The sequence below is a fragment of the Paraburkholderia sp. BL25I1N1 genome (genome assembly GCF_003002025.1).
Taxonomy (GTDB): Bacteria; Pseudomonadota; Gammaproteobacteria; order Burkholderiales; family Burkholderiaceae; genus Paraburkholderia.
In genome coordinates this window covers 75143-96058 of the sequence record NZ_PVZB01000027.1, presented here as the reverse complement: position 1 = coordinate 96058, position 20916 = coordinate 75143, and the positions used below count along the sequence as shown (strand labels likewise).

Sequence of the window (20916 nt, the reverse complement as noted above, 5' to 3'; positions counted from 1 at the left end):
GCTGCGCAGGTCAGCGCACGTAGGCGCCGGCCTCCTTGAGTTTCTGGAACACGCGCTGCGGGACAAGCGGCGCTTCGGTGAATTCGACGCCGTATTCCGAGAGCGCGTCCTCGATGGCCGCGACGATCGCCGCCGCGGCCGGAATCGTGCCGCCTTCACCCGCGCCCTTGACGCCGAGCGGGTTCAGCGGTGACGGCATCTCGAGGTGCACGATGTCGATGTTCGGCACGTCGGTCGCCATCGGCAGCAGGTATTCGCCGAAGTTCGTCGTGGTCGGCTGCGCGTTCTCGTCGTACTGCATCCATTCGAGCGTCGCGTTGCCGATGCCGTGCGCGACCGAGCCGATCACCTGGCCGTCGACGATCATCGGATTGATGAGCTTGCCCGAGTCGTGCGCCATCACGTAGTTGAGAATGTTGATATGGCCGGTCTCTCGATCCACTTCGAGTTCGACGACGGCGGTGCCGTTGCAATACGTCGACTGCGCGGGCGAAAAGTATTTGGTTTCCTCGAGGCCGGCGGTAAGGCCTTCAGGCATCGTGAAACCGGGCATGCCCTGCGAGATTTTCGCGAGTTCGCCGTAGCTCATACGCTGTTCGATGCCCGAGCGGCGTGCCACATGACCCTCGACGAGCACGAGGTCGCTGGTTTCGCACTTCCACAGGTGCGCGGCGAGCGTGAGCATCTTTTCGCCGACAGCCTGCGCGGCGATGTAGACCGAGTTGCCGGCATTGACGGTTGCGCGGCTCGCGAACGTTCCGACGCCCATCGAGATGCCGCCTGTGTCGCCGGTAATGACGTCGATCGTTTCGAGGGGCACGTTCAGCTGTTCTGCACAGATCTGCGCGAAGGTCGTCTTGTGGCCTTGACCTTGCGGCGATGCGCCCGTGATCACCACGACGCGGCCGGTTGCCTGCACGCGCACCGTCGCGCCCTCGAACGGACCCATGCCGGTGCCTTCGACAAAACTCGCCATGCCAATGCCGATGAAGCGGCCCTGGCGGCGCGCTTCGGCCTTGCGCCCGGCGAAGCTCGCGTAGTTCGCACGCTCGAGCGCTGCTTTCTGACAGGCGGGATAGTCGCCGCTGTCATAACGCAGTGGGCTGCCGTCGCGGTAGATGAAGCCCGCGTCGTACGGCATCTGTTCCGGCTGGATCAGATTGCGCCAGCGCAACTCCGCACGGTCCATGCCGAGCGCGTGCGCGGCCTTGTCGAGAATCCGCTCCATGGCGAATACGGCCTGCGGACGGCCCGCGCCGCGCACCGGCGAGGTCGCGCATTTGTTGGTGTAGACGACGTCGAGCTTGGCGTGCATCGCGGGGATCACGTACGGACCTGGCGTCGTTGTGATCGAGATGTAGGGGGTAATGATGCCCCACGGCAGGAAAGCGCCGTTGTCGTGCACCATCTCGAGCTGCACCCCGCGGATCTTGCCGTCGTTTTCGAGCGCCATGCGCACGGTCCACCACTGGTCGCGTTCCTGAGTGACCGCGAGGAAGTGTTCGCGGCGGTCCTCGATCCATTTGACCGGACGCTTGAGCGCCACCGCCGCGATCGCAACGAGCGCCTCTTCCGGATAGAACGGCAGCTTCGGACCGAACCCGCCACCCACGTCGTTCATTAGCACGCGCAGCTTCTCAGGGTCCCACTCGAGCAGTTCGACGAGGTTCTTTTTCTCGTGGTGCGGCGCCTGACCCGACGACCAGACAGTCAATTCGCCGTTGGTCGCGTGATATTCCGCGAGGTAACCGCGCGTTTCCATCGGATGCGCGGAACCGCGGTTTTGCCAATAGGTTGCCTCGACGACATGCGGCGCGTCTTTGAAGCTTGCGTCGATGTCGCCGAAACCCATTTCGATATGCGCGACGACGTTGTCTTTCGCATCGGTGTGGCACAGCGGCGACTCGGGAAGCAGACCGGCGCGGCATTCGGCGACGGCGGGCAGGATGTCGTACTCGATCTCGATCAGACCACACGCGTCTTCCGCGATGTAGCGGTTGTCCGCGACGACGAACGCCACCGCTTCGCCCGCGAACGTGACTTCCGTCGAGGCGAGCAGTTCCTGGGTGCGTTCGAAGCGGATCGCCGGATTCGGCAGCATCGACGGTGCGCGGCCACGTGCCCGGCCGCTAAGATCCGCATGCGTGTAGACGGCGTGCACGCCCTTGAGTTCGCGGGCGGCGGTGCAGTCGATCGAGACGATCTTCGCATGCGCATGCGGGCTGCGCAGCACGGCAGCCTGCAGCAGGTTCGGCAGATGCACGTCGTCTACGTAAGAGCCTTGGCCCTTCAGCAGCTTTTTGTCCTCGGTGCGCGCGACGCGCTTGCCGATGAACCGCTGGTCGGTGGGCGCGCCTTTCAGGTCGGAAATTTCCATCGTGTTACTCCGTGGCGTGTGCCGTCGGTGCGGTGGCACGCTGGTCGCGGATGCGTTGCGCGGCGAGCAGAGCCGCGGCGACGATCGGCTGGTAGCCCGTGCAGCGGCACAGATTGCCCGTGATCGCTTCGCGGATCTCGGCTTCACTCGGCGCATCCGTTTCGCTCAGCAGTTCGGTCAGCGTCATCAGCATGCCGGGCGTGCAGAACCCGCACTGCAGCGCGTGCGTTTCGCTGAAGGCTTTTTGCAGCTCGTTGAGCGTGCCATCCGAGTGAGCGAGTCCTTCGACGGTGGTCAGCGAGCGGCCGTTCACCTGAGCTGCGAGCGTCAGACAGGCGCGCGCGGTGCGGCCTTCGATCAGCACGGTGCAGGCGCCGCATACGCCGTGTTCGCAACCGTAGTGCGTGCCGGTGAGTTCGAGGTCGTGACGCAGGAAGTCACCGAGCATGCGGCGCGATTCGACTTCGCGCTCGTAAGCGGTGCCGTTGACGACGACTCTGACAGTACGAGTCTCCATGTCCATCTCCTTTGTCACTCTACGATTGTCTTGCGACGCGCGAGAACGCTGTCTTCAGCGCTCTTTCGGTCAGGACGCCGGCGAGATGCTGGCGGTAGTCGGTACTCACGTGAGCGTCGGTCATCACGTCGAGCGCGCGTGCGGCGTCGCTCGCGATGCGCAGCGCGCTTTCGTCCATCGGGCGACCGAGCAGGGCGGTTTCGACGTCGTACATCCGCACGGGGCCGGGCGCGACGCCGCAGATCGTCAGCGAAACGCGGTCGAGATGCCCTTGTCCGTCGGCGGTGCAGAGCGCCGCGACGCCGACGATGGCGTAATCGCCGTGACGCCGCGCGAATTCCTCGAATGCGTAGCCGTGGCCTTCGGGCCAGATGTCGAGCGAGATGCCGGCGAGCAGTTCGCCTTCTTCCAGTGCGGGCGTCATGTACATCAGCGCCCACTCGGACATCGGCAACTCGTGGTGCGTGACGGCGCCGTCCTCATAGCGTGCGATCGTCAGCACGCCGTCGAGCGCGGCGGTAAAGCACGGCTGCTCGGACGACGGATCCAGCTGGCACAGGCTGCCGCCGAGCGTGCCACGATTGCGGATCTGTTTGTGGCTCACGAGTTGGTACGCTTCGCGGATCAGCGGCGCGCGTTTCGTGACGAGCGGCGACAGTTCGATGTCGCGCTGCCGCGCCATCGCGCCGATGTGAAGGCGGCCATCGCGCTCCTCGATACGGGTCAGTGCCTCGACGCCGTTCAGGTCGATCAGGTGACTCGTCATCAGATAGCGGAAGTTCATCATCGGCATCAGCGACTGGCCGCCGGCGAGCACTCGCGCATCCTCGAGCGTGCCGAGCAACTGCGCGGCTTCGTCGACGGTGGTCGGCGCGTGATACTTAAATTCACTGGGTTTCATGCGTGCTCCGATAGTGCAGCGGGGGCTTCTTCAATGATGCTGTTTGACGCCGAAGAGCCGCGCGAAGAAATTCCGGATCGACTGCCACATTGCCTTGCGCATCAGAGCACCTGCGTCGAGCGGCACGACCGGCGCAGGTGCGGGCGGCGGGCGGCGCGCCTCGGCGGCCGGGCGCGGCGCATCCGCCGTGGCAGCTGTGTTCGGCACGCCGGGCTCGCTAGCCGTGTCCGGCGCTGCGGTTTGAGTGGCTTGACCGATCTGAGCGGATTCGGTGGCTTGCGCAGGTGCGGCGGTCTCGGCGGCGTAGGCCGCGTCCGACTCGATCAGCGCGGTCAGATTTTTCGCGAACTGGTTCAGCAGTTGCTGCGAGAGCGCCTCGATCATCCCGGCGCCGCGACCGTACTGCGCGACCGTGCCCGACAGGTTCACGTCCGAAACGACGTCGACCTTTGTCTTGCCGCCGTCCGCGTCGGTGACCGCGGCGTTGATCTGCGCATCGGCGCCGCCCCGGCCTTTCGTGTCGGTGCCGCTTGCGGACACCACGACCGTGCGCCCGGCGTCGTTCTGTTCAGCGATCTTGAATTTGCCCGCGAACTTGAGCGTGAGCGGACCGAGCTTGACGGTGAAGCCACCCTTGTAGCTGCCGTCGGGCTGCTGTTCCTTGAGTTCCGCGCCCGGAAAACACGGCGCGGACCGTTCGATGTCGATCATGGTCTTCCAGACGTCCGAGGGCGGTGCATCGACGGTGAAAGACGAGCGGATTGTGATTGCCATACTGCCTCCTCGGAGCGATCGGCCCGGGCGGGCGCCGCTCCACTTATTCGGTCACTACCGAGCCGCACGGCGCGTGAGATTGTCCTCGCGTGCGGGCGGGCTAGCGTCTCATTTCATTGAGCAAGGCTCGACAGAAAATCGTCGAATACCGTTGCGAAGATTTCGCGCATGTCGAATGCGCCAAAATGTGCGGCGCCTGGAATGACGACGAAACGGCTATCCGGCAAAGCATCGGCGATCTTCTGCGATAGCGCTGGCGGAATGCTTGCGTCGGCATCGCCCGCGACGACGAGCGCCGGCGCGCTCACTGCCGGCAGTTCGGCGAGATTGTCGAGCAGCGAGATCGCCTGCCAGTTCGCGCTCCAGCTATACCAGTCGTCGGCGGCGAGACGCGCGCGGCATTTCTGGACGAGGCCTGGGCGCGGCGTGTCGGCGGCGAACCAGCGCGCGATCGTGTCGTCGATCACTTCGGACATTGAGCCCTGGCGGCTCATGTCGCCGCGCGCGAGAATGCGCGGGCGCACTTCGTCGGGGAAGCCGCCGGCCGTCCCGCAAAGAATCAGCGCGCCGGCGAGTTCCGGAAACTGGATCGCGATACGCTGCGCAATCATGCCGCCCATCGAGACGCCGATCAGCGTGGCACCGCTCACGCGCTCCTTGCGCAGCACGGCGGCGACGTCGGCCGCATGGTCGGCGAGCGTAACGGGCGAAGTGACGAAGCTGGACTCGCCGTGGCCGCGAATGTCGATCGCAACGACGTCATACGATGCAGCCCAATGGTCGACGTATTCGTCCCACCAGCTCCGCTCGACGCCGATCGGGTGAAGAAGAACCAGCGGCCGGCCCGTGCCGCGACGGGAGTAGGCAATGCGGCCGGCCTGAATTTCGCAGAAAGTTGAATGAGACATGGCTTATACGGGAAATGCGCGGGGGAGACAGGTGCTTCGCGCTCGGCTACCGGGCCGGCAACCCGCCGCGCGTAACGCCTGCTCCCCTCGGGACCACGAGGCATACAGCGTGGAATGAGGCGACGTATCGCGGGGGGCCTCGGCGAATCGCACACCAATCAGGCAGTCGCCGCGGCTTTTGCTTTCAGGTCGAGCACGACGGCCTTCGCTCGGCGCAACCCTTCTGCCGCGACAGGAATGCCTGCATAGACGCCGGCTTGCAGCACGACCTCGGCAATTTCCTGTTCCGTCACACCGTTGTTCACTGCGCCGCGGGTATGGACTTCGAATTCGTGCCAGCGGCCGAGCGACGCCAGCATGGCCAGGTTCAGCATGCTGCGCGTGGCGCGCGTGAGGCCCTCGCGGTTCCACACGTTGCCCCAGCACACGTCTTCCGTGTATTCGAGGAACACGTTGTCGAACAGATGGGGGGTCGCGTTGCTCTGTGTGTGGCTCGCGCCCAGCACTTCCTTGCGGATCTTGGCGCCGATGGCACGACGTTCGGATAGCGTGATGTCTTCCATGAGTATCCTTCGGGTTTATCCAGCGGTTGTAGGATTGTATAATGAGAGGCAGTATCGGAGCTTCACTGTCGAATGTCAATATGATTGTATTACGAAGAACAGCGGCTCGTTATTTTTACGGCAAAGGGACGGAATGAATACCAACAGACTGGTAGTGCGGCCGGTGGCAACGCTGCGCCAGCAAGTGATCGACGGTTTGCGCGCATGTATTAGTGATCTCACGTTCAAGCCGGGCGACCGGCTGATCGAGCGTGAACTCTGCGAAATGCTTGGCGTAAGCAGGACGCTCGTACGTGAGGCGTTGAGTCAACTAGTGGCCGAAGGGCTTGTGCAGATCATTCCCCACAAAGGTCCGATCGTCTCCGTCATGACAGCGGACGAGGCGCGGGGTCTTTACGAAGTGCGCGCGGTACTTGAGGCGCTGGCGGGCCGCCAGTTCACCGAACGGGCGACCGACGCGCAGCGCGGTGCGCTGAATATGGCGTTGAAGGAACTGGAGTCGATGCGGGACATGCAGGGGCAGGAGGGCACTATGCTCTTCCTGAAGCAGAAGGCGCAGTTCTATGACGTGATGCTCGAAGGCGCCGGCAATCCGGTGCTGACCGAGATGCTGCGTCTCGTCCATACGCGAGTCATGATGTTGCGAGCGACGACGCTCTCACAGGAAGGGCGCCTTCAGCGGAGTTACGACGAGATCGCGATGATCGTCGACGCCGTCATGCGCAACGACGCCGACGCTGCTGCGGCGGCGTGCAAGCACCATGTCGAACAGGCCGAACGGCTGGCGGTTGAAGTGCTGGCTGTAGCGGTTAATACCTAGAACGATCAGTCGACCGACCGCGCGTTGCCCGGAACTGCTTCGTGCCCGGTCCAACGGGCACGGCCGTGAGAAGGTTCGGGTAGCAGCGGGGCGGCCTGCGCGAATTGCCCGCTCTGCCCGTCCTGCGACCGTTGTTCGACTGACAATCAGTCGATTCCCAGACCGTAATACAATAATCTGTATTGCAATCTCATTGCATTACGCTATACTGCGCCCAGTGACATAAGCGGGCCATGAGACCCGTGTCAATCAAATCGCTCGCCCTTTTCGGCGGTAGATCAGGAGACGGGAAACAATGGGCACATCGCAGAGCGCCAAGGCGGCGTCGGTGGCTTTGGCCGACGCGCAGGGTTTCAGGTTGTCGCGCTGCCAGTGGCTGGCGCTGATTTCGGCGTTCCTCGGGTGGATGTTCGACTCGATGGACCTGAATCTCTTCACGCTCGTCCTCGTGCCAAGCGTCGGCCAGTTGCTGCACAGCACTGACGCAACGGAAATCAGCAAGATCGGCAGCTACATCATCGCGGGCAAGCTGCTCACGTGGGGTATCGGCGGCGTGCTTTTCGGCGTGGCCGCCGACCGGCTCGGCCGCTCGCGCATCATGGGCTGGACCATCCTGATCTACGCGGCCTTCACGCTGCTGAGCGCATTCGCAAAAACGTGGCCGCAGCTTGCCGTCGCGCAGGCGATGGCCGGTTTCGGCATCGGCGGCGAATGGGCTGCAGGCGCTGCGCTCGTCGCCGAATCGTGGCCGGGCCGACAACGCGCTCGCGCCATGCAGATCATGCAGATGGCGTTCGCGTTCGGCTTTCTCGCCGCAGCGCTCGACAATCTGCTGCTCGGCCGCTTCGGCTGGCGCGTCGTGCTCGGCGTGGGCGCCGCGCCCGCGCTCGTGACAATTCTCGTGCGCCGCTTCGTGCCCGAGCCGCAGCGCTGGGTGCAGGTGCGCGACAGCGTCATCGCCGAATCGGCGATGCAAACCTTCACCGCGATCTTCGCGCCCGGACTGCGGCGCAAGACGATCATCGGCGTGGTCGTTTCGTCGGCCGCCATGCTCGGCTGCTGGGGCGGTCTCACGTTTCTGCCGAGCTGGATTCATCAACTGTCGGCTGCGGCCACGGATCATCGCGACGTCGGCGATACGGTCAGCTACGCGTTCATTCTCATGATGATCGGCGCGACGCTCGGCTATCTGACGCTGATCTGGATGCTCGACGCATTCGGCCGGCGCATGTCGTACTTCATCTTTTCGTTAGGATCGCTCATCGTGTCGCTTGTGCTGTTTCTGACGGTGCACGATGTCAGCGGAGTGCTATGGCTGATGCCCGTGTACGGTTATTTCGTCATTGGCGCATTCGGCACGTTCGCCGCTTATCTGCCGGAACTTTTCCCGACCCGAGTGCGCGCGACAGGTCAGGGCTTCTGCTGGAACATGGCCCGTGCGCTGACGAGTATCGGCCCGATCGCCGGCAACGCGGTGGTCGGAAAGTTCGGGTCGTTTCCCGCGGCGTCTGCTGCGGTGTCGCTCCTCTTTGTGGTCGGCATGGTATCGATCTGGTTCGGTCCCGAGACAAAGGGCGTTCCGCTCGACAACTGAGGGTCGCTGCAGACATACGGCGAGCAATTCATCCGCCGTTGGGATGCAGCTGCTTCCTTCGGGCGACCGCATTCGAAGGACGAAAGCGGCGTGCCGGAGGCGGACGGGTGTCGCCAGGCAGGTTTTCGTTTTGGTCCAATGGAACACACCTTGAGTACACACATGCCGAAACCCGGCGTTTCAACGCGAGCGAGCACCGCGGACAGTCCGCCGGCACGCGTCTTCGATATCGGAATCAGCGAGCGTTTGCCGCTGCCGCAACTGGCTGTGCTCGCACTGCAGAACGTGTTCGGAATGACGGGCATGTTCGTTTTTCCCGGACTGCTGGGCCGTTCATTTCATCTATCCGATCCGCAGATCGCATACCTGTACGGGATGACCTTCATGGCGTGCGGGATCATTACGATTCTGCAATCGGTGCTGCTGTTGCGCTTACCGATCGCGCAGGGTCCCTACGCAGGCAGCTTTGGCGCGCTTTTGACGGTCGGCCATTTGCAGGCGGGCGGCCTTGGTACTGCATTCGGGTCGTTCTTTGCCGCTTCGCTGATCTGGTGCCTGCTCACGGTGCCGATCCGCGGGCGCAGCGTGGCGGGCATGTTCGCGCGGCATTTGCGCCTGCCGATCATCTCCGGAATGATCGTGATGCTGATCGTGGTGCAGATTGCAAGCGTCGCGCTGCCGACCTGGATCGGCAACCCCAGAAGCCCGGGCTTTCCGGTCGTGAACCTCCTTTCGGGCGCCGTCGCGGTGGCCGGTATCGTATTCGCGATGCTGTGGGGCGGACTACGCCTGCGGCGCGTCGCGATCCTGCTCGGCCTCGCGCTCGGCACGCTGGCCTATACGCTATTCCAGCCGGTGTCATTCGCGGCGGTGGCGGCTGCGCCGTTACTTGTCGAGCCGCGCATCTTTCCGTTCGGCTTCGGCGTGCGCCCCGATCTCGTCGCGGTGTTCCTGCTCGTGCTGATTCCTGCCGGCATGGGGTCGATGGCGCTGTACCAGGCCGTCGCCGAATGGGGCGACGAGACCTTGAGTCCGGGCCGCATGTCCGAAGGGCTCTTTGGCGTCGCCCTCGGCTCGGTCTTCGCCGCGGTCTGCGGCGGCTTCAGCACGATTGCGTATCCGGACAATATCGGCATTCTGCGCGCGACGCGCGTCGGCTCGCGCTACGTGACACTCGCTGCCGGCATTCTCCTGATCGTGCTGGGCGGCTGTGTGAAGTTCGATATGTTGCTCGTCGTCGTGCCGATCCCCGTGATTTCGGCCGCCGCGACGCTGCTGTTCGGCATCGTCTTCATGCACGGTGTGCACATCCTCGCGCAGGTGGAGTGGGACGATCGCCGGCTGATCGCGTCAGGGCTTGCGTTTCTCGTTGGTCTCGGCGGCCTCTTCATCTCGCCGGAAGTCATTTATGCAATGCCGCTGATGCTCCAGCTCGTGCTTCAGCAGCCGGTGATTTCTGGCGGTTTGACTCTCGTCGTACTGCACTCGCTTCTTTGCTCGAAGCAGAAGGCGTCGAACACGCCGTCGGCCGCAGCGTCGCGCACACAGAATCAGACATAGATAAGGCGACGAATCGGTCCGGGTGGACTGTCCGTCTGGAACTATCTCCACATAATCCGTTTTGCCGATCGTGCGAGAACGTCTGGGAAGACGGTATTGATGATCTGATATTTAGTAACACTTATCAATAAAGAGAGCGGAACAGAAGGGCCTGCTTCGACGCATCTCAATGTGTTCGAGCGCACACCGCTTCACAGCCATGAATCCGGGTTTGGACAGGCGGGAGACAAAGATGAAATTGAAATTCGGGGTAGCAGCGCTCGTGGTCGGCGCTGCGCTGTTTGCCGAGGCGGCGCACGCGCAATCGAGCGTACAGCTCTATGGGCTTCTCGATGCGTTCGTCGGCTACAAGAAGCCGATGAACGGTCAGTCGAGCGTGATTGCCGGCAACGGCGGCATGACGGCGCCGTACTTCGGCTTGCGCGGGACGGAGGACCTTGGCGGCGGTACGAAGGTCGTTTTCGACCTCGAAGGCTACTTCAATATCCAGACCGGTGCGATGGGCCGCACGGGATTCCCGCATGACGGTTTGTTCTCGCGTAACGCGTATGTCGGCGTGACCGGCCGCTATGGTACGGCGACCGCCGGTCTGATCCCGCCGTTGTTATGGTTTTCGACGATCACGTTCAATCCGTTTTTCAACTCGTTCGTGTTCTCGCCGATCGTGCTGCAAAGCTACGTAGGCGTGAACGGCCAGGGCGTGTTCGGCAACGCGGGCGAATGGTGGAACTCCGTGTACTACGCCTCGCCGTCGTACAACGGCCTCGTCGGGCGAGCTATGTACTCGTTCGGCAATGAGCCCGGCCATCTCGGCCAGAACAAGTGGAGCGGCCAGGCCTCGTACAACAACGGCGGGTTCGCGACGTCGGTCGTGTATCAGCAGATCAAGTACAGCCTGAACGCCGGCGACCTCGGCACGGTGTTGCCCGGACTGACGACGCAGTCGGTGGTGAATCTCGGCGTGTCGTACGACATGAATTTCCTGAAGCTTTACGGCCAGTACCAGCACATCCGGGATGCCATCTCGACCGGCGACGTCGGCATCGACACCGGCCAGATCGGCTTCGCGGTTCCAGTGGGCGTCGGCAGGATTCTTGGTTCGGACGCCTATTCGAAGAGTTCCGGCCATAGCTCGGTTTATCGCAATACGTGGGCGCTCTCGTACGACTATCCGTTGTCGAAACGGACCGACGTCTATGCGGCGGTGTTGTCCGATCGCGCGAGCAGGATGTCGACCGGCACCACGATCGGCGGCGGTCTTCGCACGCAATTCTGATCGCTTGCGTGTTGCGACGCGCGCGCGAATGCCTCGCGCAATCCGCGATTGACGGCACGGAGGAGTGCGGCGCACGGCACTTCCTTCTGCCTCGCGAAGTAAAGATTTCAATGGAGGAGATATGTTTGAGTCTGGAGCAACAGGTAGCGGCGCACGCAGGATCGGCCTGCGGCGCTCGCTAGCCGCAATGACCTTGTTGGGACTGTCGGGCGGTGTCGCGCACGCGCAAAGCAGCGTGACGCTGTACGGCTCACTGGATGGCGGTCTGCGCAATGTCGTGAACGGTACGAAAGCAGGCGGCGCGGCGCTGACAATGGCATCCAACGGCGTCTACAAGTCGAATCGCTGGGGTTTTCTCGGCGTCGAGGACCTGGGCGGCGGATACTACGTCCGCTTCAATCTGGAAGCGGGCTACATTCTTTCGACTGGTGCGAACAGCAGTACGACCAACCAGTTGTTCCAGCGCACGTCGACCGTTGGATTCGGCGGACCGTTTGGCCAGGTCAACATCGGCCACCAGTTCACGCTGCAGCATAGGCTGATCAAGGACTTCGAACCGTTCGATCTGCACTATCTGGGCATTACCGAAGCGGCGGCGATTTCGGGCGGCACGAGCGGCCGGGACGACAACGCCATTCACTATCATGGTGACTTCGGCCCGTGGACGGCCCGCGCTGTCTATGCACCGGGGGGCGTGGCTGGCAGTTTGGCTAGCGGCACCATGGTCGCGGGCGGCGTGAACTATCACACCAAGCTGTTCAAGTTCGGTGCAGGCTATACGCATCGCTCGAACCCGTTTTCGGCTACATCGAACGCGTATTTTGCCAACAATCAGTACACTGCGGGCGGCGCCGTGACGCTCGGTCCAGTTGATCTGATGGGTGGCTATTCGCTCGCCACGCAAGCCGTTCCCTCAACCGTGCACGGCGAGACGCGCAACCAGTACCTGTGGGGCGGCTTCCGCTACAAGGCGTCGGCGACCTTCAACGTAACGGGTGCCTACTACGACGACAACAACACGACAGCCGGCGTGGACGGCAGGAAGGACGTGGCCATCCTGGGCGTCAGCTATTCTCTTTCGAAGAACACCGAGCTTTATGCCGATGTTGACTATACACATTTCACGGGCGGCTACGTGACCAATGCAACGCTGAACCCATCCTTGCATAGCAAGCAGACCGGCTTCTCGTTCGGTATGAACCACTTCTTCTAGAAGCGGGCATTACGAGCCGGACATGAGGCTTGTGAGGTAGGGCGCCGTACGCGGCGCTTCCGTCTCGCGTCTTTCACCGGCCCACTGCCCACGCCGGGTACAGATAGTGTATCTGTCACGCAAACACGGCTTTTAAACAGAAGGCGGTCTCCCTCCGTCACGACACGGTCGATATAACGCCCCGACATGACGATTTCCGTGATCGGGTCGATCACTGTCTGGAGGATCAAAAAATCCGCGCAACCAGCATCTGATCGGCTTCACGTTCGCGGACCTGAATCCGAGGGGCGACCCAACGGTCGCTCTGATTTTAACGAATGCCTTCATTTTCAATTTCCATTAATAGCGCAGACACGAGGAGGTCAGCGGTCCAAACACCCCGCCAAAAGGAACTGAGTCGCTCCGGCGTGTCCGTAGAGCATTTTTCACTGGCAGGCCCAGACCAATCAGACGGGATCGGCTTCGCGGTTCGTAGTCGCACGCCGCTGCGGGAAAGGGCGGTGTATGCAACGATGGGCGAATTCGGCGAGCAGGAAAGCGATCGCAATAAGCGCGGCCGCAACGAGACTAAGGTATCGACTGCCGATCGTCTGCAGCACCGCACCGCCAAGCGCGCCGGAGCAGGCGAGTCCGATGTATGTCGCGGTATTGTTGAGCGCCAATAGCAGTGGCGCCACGCTCGGCTTGAGCTGAACCAGCCGATGTTGTTGCGGAACGATGAGTCCCCATCCGCATATGCCCCAGATCGCGAGCGCGATTGCAGTGGTGAATGCATGTGCGGACGTCCACGGCAGCGCACAGAAATTGATGATCGCAAGCCACAACATTGCATTGATGATGGTGCGGCTCTCGAATCGGTCCACAAGACGGCCGGACAGGAGGTTCCCGGCCGTCGCCGCGACGCCCCACAACAAAAACATTCCAGCGAGAATGCGTTCGTCGCCGTGCGTCACACGCTGCAGCACTACGCCTGCAAAGGTGTAGACCATGAGGAATCCGCCGAAGGCGAATAATGAAGTGAGCAATGTCAGCGTTATCCGCACATCGCGCACGGGTGCAAGCCGTTCTCGCAACCTGACGGATGCAGGGCGAGGAACAGATGGCAGCATCGTCCAGACGCCGGTCATCGCCGCCATCCCGAGCAGGGTGACGAACCAGAGAGTCGTTCGCCAGCTTCCGAATCCGCCGATAAACGTGCCGATCGGCGAACCGAGCGCTGTCGCCCCCGTCAATCCGGCCGTTACTGCAGCTAATGCACGGCCGCGTTTTTCGGGCGCTGCAAGCGCAGAGGCAACGCCCAATGCAGTTGGCGAGAACAGCGCTGCGCCGAATCCTGACAGAGCCCGGCTAAACAGAATCCAGTGCAAGTCCGCGGCTACCGCGCTGAGCATGTTGCCAACGACGAAAATGCCGAGCGCGGAAACGAGCAGAAGCTTGCGCGGCGAGCCACCCGTCAAAGCCGCCATGACTGGGGCCGCCAAGGCATAGGTCAATGCGTAAACCGTGACCATCAGCCCAGCGAGGCTGACCGATGTATTCAGTGACGTCGCGACGCCGGGAAGAATGCCGGCGACGACGAAGTTGTCGGTGCCCATGGCGAACATGCCCACGGCCAGTATCAGTAGTCGACGATCCATACGAAAGTTCCTGATATTCGGGGGTTGAGGTTCAGTCCGAAGACGCGTGCCGTAGATTGACCGCCTCGCGATCGCGGAATTGGCCCGACCGCTTTTTTGCGCCGGAACGGTTTATGGGAAGAGAATAATCCTCGTTGACCGTGTCTCAAATGTCATATATACCAGTGATTCGTGACATGACCCGAGGCAAGCGATGCACAGGATTGGCTTCGTTGTATTCCCGAATTTCTACCTGTTGGGCTTCGCGGCAGTTACCGCATTTGAACTGGCGAACGTAGTGCTCGGCGAGCCGGCGTACGAGGTGACGGTTTTGTCTCAAGAGGGAGGACTCGTGATGTCCTCGGCTGGTATCCGCGTAGAAACGCAACCCTTCTGCGACGCCGCATTCGACACCGTCATGTTTGGCTCTGGCGTTGAGATCGACATTGTCTCTACTGCATTGACTGCCTTCGTCAGGCGCGCTCTGAAGACGTCGAGACGGATCGCGGCTCCGTGCACGGGCGCTTTTATCCTGGCTGAAGCGGGGGTGTTAAACGGTCGCCGGGCGACGACACATTGGCGCTTCGCACACGATCTGCAGCGCCGTTTTCCGACAATAACCGTGGAAGAGGACCAGATTTTCATCGTCGACGGACCGATCTGGACGTCGGCAGGCATGACAGCCACGATCGACATGGCGCTCGCCATGATCGAGAGGGATCACGGTCAGGACATCTCACGCGCCGTAGCGCGCAAGCTTGTCGTTTACCATCGCCGCGCCGGCGGGCAATCGCAGTTTTCCACGTTGCTCGACCTCGAACCGAAATCCGACCGAATCCAGAAGGCGATCGACTATGCGAACGCCAATCTGCGCAGCGCGTTGACCGTCGAGGAACTAGCCGACGTCGCGGGCTTAAGCCCACGCCAGTTCAGTCGGGCTTTCAGTGCTGAAACGGGGCAATCCCCTGCCAAAGCAGTCGAACATCTGCGCGTGGAAGCCGCGAGGCTGTTGCTGGAAAGCGGGCGTTTATCTTTGGACGTGATCGCCGACCAGGTCGGCCTCACGGATCGGGAGCGAATGAGGCGGGCGTTCCTGCGGACGATTGGTCAACCGCCCCAGACAGTCCGTCGCTCCCGCAGGGAAACCCGTGGGCCGGTTGGACGCGCACAACAATAAACCGTGCAGTGGTCCGCGCGCGATACGCTTCGGACCCAGCACTCGGGAGGCAGTGATCTATCAATAGGACATGGTCGGTGATTTGACGAGTGAGACAATTCACTGCACGTCGCAGCGCCTCGGTTATGCCGCTCAGACGGACTATGGCCAGTAAGGTGGCGGCATTCGAGTGATCGTACTTACGGATACTCTCCGTTCCCAATCTGCGTTCGCCCCTGGGAAGTCGAAATTCGGTTCGCGACTGCAGTATACGACTGCCTTAGCCGCAAGCTGACATCCGCTGCGATGGTGTCGTCGTGACCGACGGATGACAGGCCTCTGGCGGACGTATCACGGTTGGCCATCGAACGGCGGGAAATGTCATAAGCGGCAGTCGACCCGAGCGAGCGAGTGTCCGTTGGACCTGGCCGACTGCGCGCGCCCACGCATCAATGAGCGCAAGGACGATGACCCGCCGAGCGACTTGCAAGAGTGACTGGCCGCCGTAGTGTGGAAGCTGTCGAATATGTGGTGCCGGGTCCACCGTCGGCTCAGGGTGGACATCGGTCTCTCGACCCGATTGATTGCATATCGAAGGTGCTTATAGTCTCGCGTGCTGTTGTCAGTGGCCATGTCTGTTTGGCAGACGCAAAAGCTGTCCGAAGCGTTTCTCATCGAGCCGTCCTGCTTATCCGCGGGCAAGTTGTCATGTCACTTCGACTAACGAAATCCGAGCGATCGAGCCTCGGCGTCCGCCTTTTCGCCGGAAAGTTGCCCGCTTCGGTGAATGCCGGATGAGGCGCCAAGAGAGAATCCCTGCGGAATCACGATGGCGCCTAACTTTTCCAATACCCCTCGCATTCCGTACCAACGTACGCATGTCAGCATTATGTCCAGCGGGTAATGCAACCGCTTAAGCACCTTGCTCACAGCGGCGTTCGCGGCTTTGATCATTCATTACATCGCTGGTCTCAGGACCGACCACCATACTACATAGCCAGAATTTCCCTCACCGCGTTGTCGATGAACTTGACGTCGACTGCGTTGGCCGCAGGCCCACCCGCGAAATGCCCCCATACCGACTCGATGGGCCGCAGCTGAGCGTTAGGCATCTTTAAAACTTCATACTCGCTATCTTCCGGCGGGAAGTACAGATCCGTGCGCCCGGGCATCACAATAGCCTTGGCAGTGATGCTGCCCAATGCGCGATCGAAGTCTCCCTGGTAAAGAGAATTGGTGGAAATATCGCCGTGCTGCCAACTCCACATCATCGAAAGAATATTGTTCGCGTCTTTCTTCAGGAAATCGCCCTCCCAGAACTGGGTGATGAAATCCTCAAGCGAACCATATCCCATTGCTTCCATGTCGAGCCGTTGCCGCAGAAACGCCTGCGAAAATCCCCACCCGGCAAACACGCGCGCCGCGGCGCGCATTCCGCGCGTGGGCGGTGCATCGTAGAAGCCGTCCTTGAATTCCGGGTCCAGCAGCAATGGCGCCTTGAGGCCTTCAATAAACACGAAATTGTGTCTTGAGCAGCGTGCGGCCCCACAGAACGGCAAAATGCGCTCGACCATCCGCGGATACATCGCGGCCCAATGGAACGCCTGCATCGCGCCCATCGACCAGCCGGTGACGAGTTTGAGCGACTCGATGCCGAACTTCTCGGTCACAAGGCGGTGCTGCATCGCGACGTTGTCGTGGAGCGTGACACACGGAAAGCGGCCGCGATCATAAGGCGGTGGGTTGTTACTCGGCGAACTCGATACGCCGTTGCCGAACATGTTCGGCACGATGATGAAGTACTCCCGCGGGTCGAGGCCCATGTGCTCCCCAATCAGCCACTCGTTGTCAACGTGGCTGCCGCTATAAAACGTCGGATAGACAATCGCGTTGTCCCGCGCCGCATTCAGTTGGCCATATGTCTTGTAGCTGAGCCGCATGTCAGGCATCGTCGCGCCGGACTGCAGCGCGACGCGGCCAAGGCTGAAAGTTTCGAAGTCCATCATGTGAGCCTCATATTTAACTGGCGAAGACGTTAAGGAATTTTCGGGTGCGCTCGTGAGTCGGGTTGTCGATCACCTCCTGCGGCGTCCCTTGCTCGATGACCTCGCCGCCATCCATGAAAACGACGCGATCGGCGACATCGCGGGCAAAGCGGATTTCGTGCGTGACCACGACCATCGTCATGCCGGCATCGGCGAGGCCGCGCATCACGCCAAGCACTTCTCCCACGAGTTCTGGATCCAGCGCCGAAGTCGGTTCGTCGAACAGCATCAACTTGGGTTTGATCGCGAGCGCACGCGCAATCGCTACCCGCTGCTGCTGCCCGCCCGACAAGCGATGCGGCAGAAAATCCGCATGTGCGGCGAGGCCCACACTCTTCAACAGTTCGCGGCCGAGCGCCTCTGCTTCGGCACGAGGCACGTCATAGACCTGCCGCTGTGCTTCGACGATATTCTCCAGCGCGCTCAAATGACTGAACAGGTTGAAATGCTGGAACACCATGCCGACACGTGCCTCGGCGCGCGCACGTGCGAGGTTGTGCAGGGGCCGCACGGTGCCGCCGCCACCCGGCACCTCCCGATAGCCCACATACTGTGAATCGATCTTGATCGTCCCCCAGTCAAGGGGTTCGAGATGGTTGATGAGCTTGAGCAGCGTGCTTTTACCGGAACCGCTCGGACCGAGGATCACCACGACTTCGCCATGGGAGATCGACAGGTCGACGCCGCGCAGAATCTCGCGCTTGCCATAGGATTTCCAGACGTTCAGGCATACCACAAAAGGTTCATTGCGATGCCGCGGCGTGCGGGTTTCTGCGGGCAGCAACGTGCCGATCCATGCATGATCGTTCGCCTGCGGCTGCTGGGCGGCGACCGGCAAAACAATCGGTGCGTCGTGCGGTTTCACATCAGGTGTCGAAGCGCGCAGTCCGAACCACGAGAACGTGAGTTTCCGATCGCGCTCGTGATCGAACATGCGTTCGAGCCATACCTGAAGCAATGAGATTCCGCTCGTCAGAAACAGATAGATCACCGCCGCCGCACCGAACACGGTAAAGAACTTGAAGTTCTGGCCGACGACCTGTTGCGAGCGGAACGTGAGTTCGTTGACGAAGATCACCGACGCGATCGATGTTAGCTTCAACATGCCGATAGTGTCGTTGGCGAGACCCGGGATCACCGCGCGCATCGATTGCGGCAGGATAATGCGGCGTAACGTGAGCAACGGGCCCATGCCCAGTGCGGCGGCTGCGATGGATTGCGAACGGTTCACGGACAGAATCCCGGCACGAAACAGTTCAGCACTGAACGCCGCCTCGTTCAGTGCAAACCCGATCACCGCAGTCGTGACTTCATCGAAGCGCAACCCGATCAGCGGCAACGCGTCGAAGATGAACACGAGTTGCAGCAGTTGCGGTGTGCCGCGCACGAACCAGATATAGCCCCACGCCGCCGAGTTCAGCGCCTTGAATCGCGATAGCCGCATCAGCGCGAGGCCGAGCCCGAGCACAAGCCCGATTGACATCGCTGTCAGCGTGATCTTCACTGCGATCCATGCGCCGCCGAGCAGGAACGGCGAGCCGACATAACCGACCAGTTCCTTGAAACCGTCGAGCACCTGAACGCCATCGAGACCGGCGGCCGTTGCGGGCTGCAGGAGGAACATGGCGACCATACCGAGCGCGCCGACGACGTTGTGTTTGATACGCAATGCCTTCATTTCAGAACCTGATCCATGACGCTGCCGGCACGCGCGAAGGTGTGCCGTGCAGTCAGCCTTTATTGAGCAAGCAGTGTGGCGGGCATTTCCAGCGACGGATCTACGCCGTATTGCTGAAAGGTCTTCTTCTGCGTTTGATTGGCCTGCATGATCTTGAGTCCATCAGATACGGCGGCGATCATGTCGGCGTTGCCTTTCCTCACGCCCACGCCGATCTTCATGCCGCTCGTCACCATGAAGCCGCGGGTGTAGAGCTGGGGGTTCTGTTTCGCGAGACCGTCGACGAGCGCCAGGTCGTACATCATGACGTCGGCGCGATGGCTGGCGACGAGGCGCGCGCCCGATGCGATATCGGCGGACGTCATGATGGTCACATCGGATTTACCTTCGGCTTTGCATTTGGCGGCTTGCGCTTGCGCCATCGTCAGCTCGACGGTGCCGATGCCCGCCGAGACCGTGAGGCCGCAGAGCTTCGAGATGTCGTCGACCTTTTTGGGGTTGCCGGCCGCCACCAGACCGCCGGTGCCGGCCTGCATATACGTGACGAACGTGGTTTCCTTCGCGCGTTCCGGTGTGTAGTACAGCAAGTCCCACATCACATCGATCTGTCCCGCACGCAGCGCGGGCAGCAGCCCGGGCCAGCCGGCAGTGAAGAACTCCGTTTTCACACCGGCGCAATCGAACACGGCGCGAGCCATGTCGGCATCGGCGCCGATGATCCTGTTGAAATCCTTGCTGTCACGAAACGCATACGGCGGCGACTCGGGGTCCACGCCGATCTTGATTGTTTTGCCCGCCAGCGAGGGATACTTCTGGGCGACCTTGGTCGGTTCGCACGATTGCGCTGACGCGCCTTGCGCGAGGAGCAGACCGGTGAGGGCGCATAACAGCAGCTTGATGGCCTTTGACATGAACATGGCGAATCCTATTGAGGTTGAAAACGGAATACGAGTGATAGAAGGCGGTATAACGAAGTTGGAATGAACTGATTAATGGCCTAGAAAATCCATGTGGCTTGCAATAGAACCCGGCGTGGTGATACAGATCCGGCCTTCGTCGCGTGCGCGGGCAATATGTTCGAGTGCGCGGCGCATGTGACACAAGCGATGCGGCTGTCCCATCAGGTACGCATGCAATGCAATGCCCATGACCAGCGGTTCTCGGGCCGACTGCCGCAGCATTTCCTCAAAGTGGTCAATCATCAGATCGGCGAACGACTTCGCGTCCATCTGGCGCGCAAGGATCATCGGGATATCGTTGACTTCCTCCTGGTACGGAATCGCCCACAGCGGCTGACCGTTGCGCGTAAGCAGGCGCGTCGGCTGATCGTCGTGGCACCAGTTGAGCGTGTACTGGTAGCCCGCTTCGGCCACCAGATCGGTGGTGACATGACTCTCCGAGAGCCACGGTGATAACCAGCCCGCCGGCTGCTGCGCGCTTTCCACCGCGATCCGTTCGCGACATGCCACGATTAGTGCGCGTTCGTCGTCTTCAGTGAGCGTCCCTTGTCGTTCTGAATTCGTATGGCCGTGCGCGACGAGTTCATCGCCGCGCTGCGCGAACGCTGCGACCAGTTCAGGACAATGATCGTAGAGCGCCGTGTTGATGATTGCCGCGACCGGCAGCGCGAGGTCGTCGAAGAGATCGAGACAGCGCCATGCACCTACCCGCAATGCGTACTCACGCCACGCGTGATTCAGCACATCGGGTTCGGGCATGACCGGTCCGATGGTCGGCCCCAGTCCTGCGCCGAACGCAAAGTGCTCGATGTTGAAGCCGATATAAACCGCTAGCCGGGATCCGTCAGGCCAGCGATAAACAGGTCGGCCGTTGATCGGTGAAAAGTGAAAGCGCCCGTGGCCGGGCAGCGCGCGATGTGCGGGAGAATCCATGATCCAGTGAGTCCTGTCGAACGGCG

General features: G+C 61.6%; 17 protein-coding genes and 1 pseudogene. 6 read left to right on the top strand and 12 right to left on the bottom strand.

The window, feature by feature from the left end:
- Window positions 1-10: 10 nt before the first annotated feature.
- The 6 genes from B0G73_RS31865 to B0G73_RS31840 all read right to left on the bottom strand — a co-directional run bounded on the left by B0G73_RS31865 (window position 11) and on the right by B0G73_RS31840 (window position 6040).
- Window positions 11-2377 (bottom strand): xanthine dehydrogenase family protein molybdopterin-binding subunit, encoded by a 2367-nt coding sequence (locus B0G73_RS31865; RefSeq protein WP_106285118.1) that lies wholly within the window; start codon window positions 2375-2377, stop codon window positions 11-13.
- A 4-nt stretch (window positions 2378-2381) separates the two neighbouring features.
- Entirely contained in the window at window positions 2382-2894 is a 513-nt protein-coding gene (locus tag B0G73_RS31860) for a (2Fe-2S)-binding protein (RefSeq protein WP_181196685.1), read from the bottom strand.
- 19 nt (window positions 2895-2913) lie between these two features.
- Window positions 2914-3795, bottom strand: coding sequence for a xanthine dehydrogenase family protein subunit M (locus B0G73_RS31855; RefSeq protein ID WP_106285116.1), 882 nt, complete (start codon window positions 3793-3795; stop codon window positions 2914-2916).
- A gap of 30 nt (window positions 3796-3825) precedes the next feature.
- A complete protein-coding gene (locus B0G73_RS31850) occupies window positions 3826-4569 on the bottom strand; it encodes an SRPBCC family protein (protein WP_106285115.1) in 744 nt (247 codons plus the stop codon).
- A gap of 113 nt (window positions 4570-4682) precedes the next feature.
- Entirely contained in the window at window positions 4683-5477 is a 795-nt protein-coding gene (locus B0G73_RS31845) for an alpha/beta fold hydrolase (RefSeq protein ID WP_106285114.1), read from the bottom strand.
- 158 nt (window positions 5478-5635) lie between these two features.
- The gene (locus B0G73_RS31840; protein ID WP_106285113.1) at window positions 5636-6040 is read right to left on the bottom strand and encodes a carboxymuconolactone decarboxylase family protein; all 405 of its coding nucleotides are present in this window, start codon (window positions 6038-6040) and stop codon (window positions 5636-5638) included.
- A gap of 133 nt (window positions 6041-6173) precedes the next feature.
- On the opposite strand from B0G73_RS31840, the gene B0G73_RS31835 reads away from it, so the two are divergent.
- The 5 genes from B0G73_RS31835 (at window position 6174) to B0G73_RS31815 (ending at window position 12503) form a co-directional block, all read left to right on the top strand.
- Entirely contained in the window at window positions 6174-6860 is a 687-nt protein-coding gene (locus B0G73_RS31835; protein WP_106285112.1) for a GntR family transcriptional regulator, read from the top strand.
- 295 nt (window positions 6861-7155) lie between these two features.
- Window positions 7156-8454: an MFS transporter gene (locus tag B0G73_RS31830; protein WP_106285111.1), complete on the top strand. Its 1299-nt coding sequence runs from the start codon at window positions 7156-7158 to the stop codon at window positions 8452-8454.
- Between the two features lie 162 nt (window positions 8455-8616).
- Window positions 8617-10014 (top strand): uracil-xanthine permease family protein, encoded by a 1398-nt coding sequence (locus tag B0G73_RS31825; RefSeq protein ID WP_258194028.1) that lies wholly within the window; start codon window positions 8617-8619, stop codon window positions 10012-10014.
- Window positions 10015-10246: 232 nt separating this feature from the next.
- Window positions 10247-11290, top strand: a complete 1044-nt coding sequence (locus tag B0G73_RS31820; RefSeq protein ID WP_106285109.1) for a porin — start codon at window positions 10247-10249, stop codon at window positions 11288-11290.
- Window positions 11291-11411: 121 nt separating this feature from the next.
- Window positions 11412-12503, top strand: coding sequence for a porin (locus tag B0G73_RS31815; protein ID WP_106285108.1), 1092 nt, complete (start codon window positions 11412-11414; stop codon window positions 12501-12503).
- Between the two features lie 446 nt (window positions 12504-12949).
- Here the strand turns inward: B0G73_RS31815 and B0G73_RS31810 are convergent, their stop codons facing one another.
- Window positions 12950-14140 (bottom strand): MFS transporter, encoded by a 1191-nt coding sequence (locus tag B0G73_RS31810; RefSeq protein WP_106285107.1) that lies wholly within the window; start codon window positions 14138-14140, stop codon window positions 12950-12952.
- 193 nt (window positions 14141-14333) lie between these two features.
- On the opposite strand from B0G73_RS31810, the gene B0G73_RS31805 reads away from it, so the two are divergent.
- Window positions 14334-15296, top strand: a complete 963-nt coding sequence (locus tag B0G73_RS31805; RefSeq protein ID WP_106285106.1) for a GlxA family transcriptional regulator — start codon at window positions 14334-14336, stop codon at window positions 15294-15296.
- An 836-nt stretch (window positions 15297-16132) separates the two neighbouring features.
- Here B0G73_RS31805 and B0G73_RS31795 read toward each other — a convergent pair.
- The 5 genes and pseudogenes from B0G73_RS31795 to B0G73_RS31775 all read right to left on the bottom strand — a co-directional run.
- A pseudogene (locus tag B0G73_RS31795) lies at window positions 16133-16226 on the bottom strand (IS6 family transposase); the annotation flags it as partial.
- Window positions 16227-16264: 38 nt separating this feature from the next.
- A complete protein-coding gene (locus tag B0G73_RS31790) occupies window positions 16265-17281 on the bottom strand; it encodes an alpha/beta fold hydrolase (protein ID WP_106285105.1) in 1017 nt (338 codons plus the stop codon).
- Between the two features lie 13 nt (window positions 17282-17294).
- Window positions 17295-18998: an amino acid ABC transporter permease/ATP-binding protein gene (locus B0G73_RS41775; protein ID WP_106285104.1), complete on the bottom strand. Its 1704-nt coding sequence runs from the start codon at window positions 18996-18998 to the stop codon at window positions 17295-17297.
- 59 nt (window positions 18999-19057) lie between these two features.
- The gene (locus B0G73_RS31780) at window positions 19058-19915 is read right to left on the bottom strand and encodes an ABC transporter substrate-binding protein (RefSeq protein WP_106285103.1); all 858 of its coding nucleotides are present in this window, start codon (window positions 19913-19915) and stop codon (window positions 19058-19060) included.
- A gap of 72 nt (window positions 19916-19987) precedes the next feature.
- The gene (locus B0G73_RS31775; protein WP_106285102.1) at window positions 19988-20890 is read right to left on the bottom strand and encodes a polysaccharide deacetylase family protein; all 903 of its coding nucleotides are present in this window, start codon (window positions 20888-20890) and stop codon (window positions 19988-19990) included.
- Between the last annotated feature and the right edge of the window lie 26 nt (window positions 20891-20916).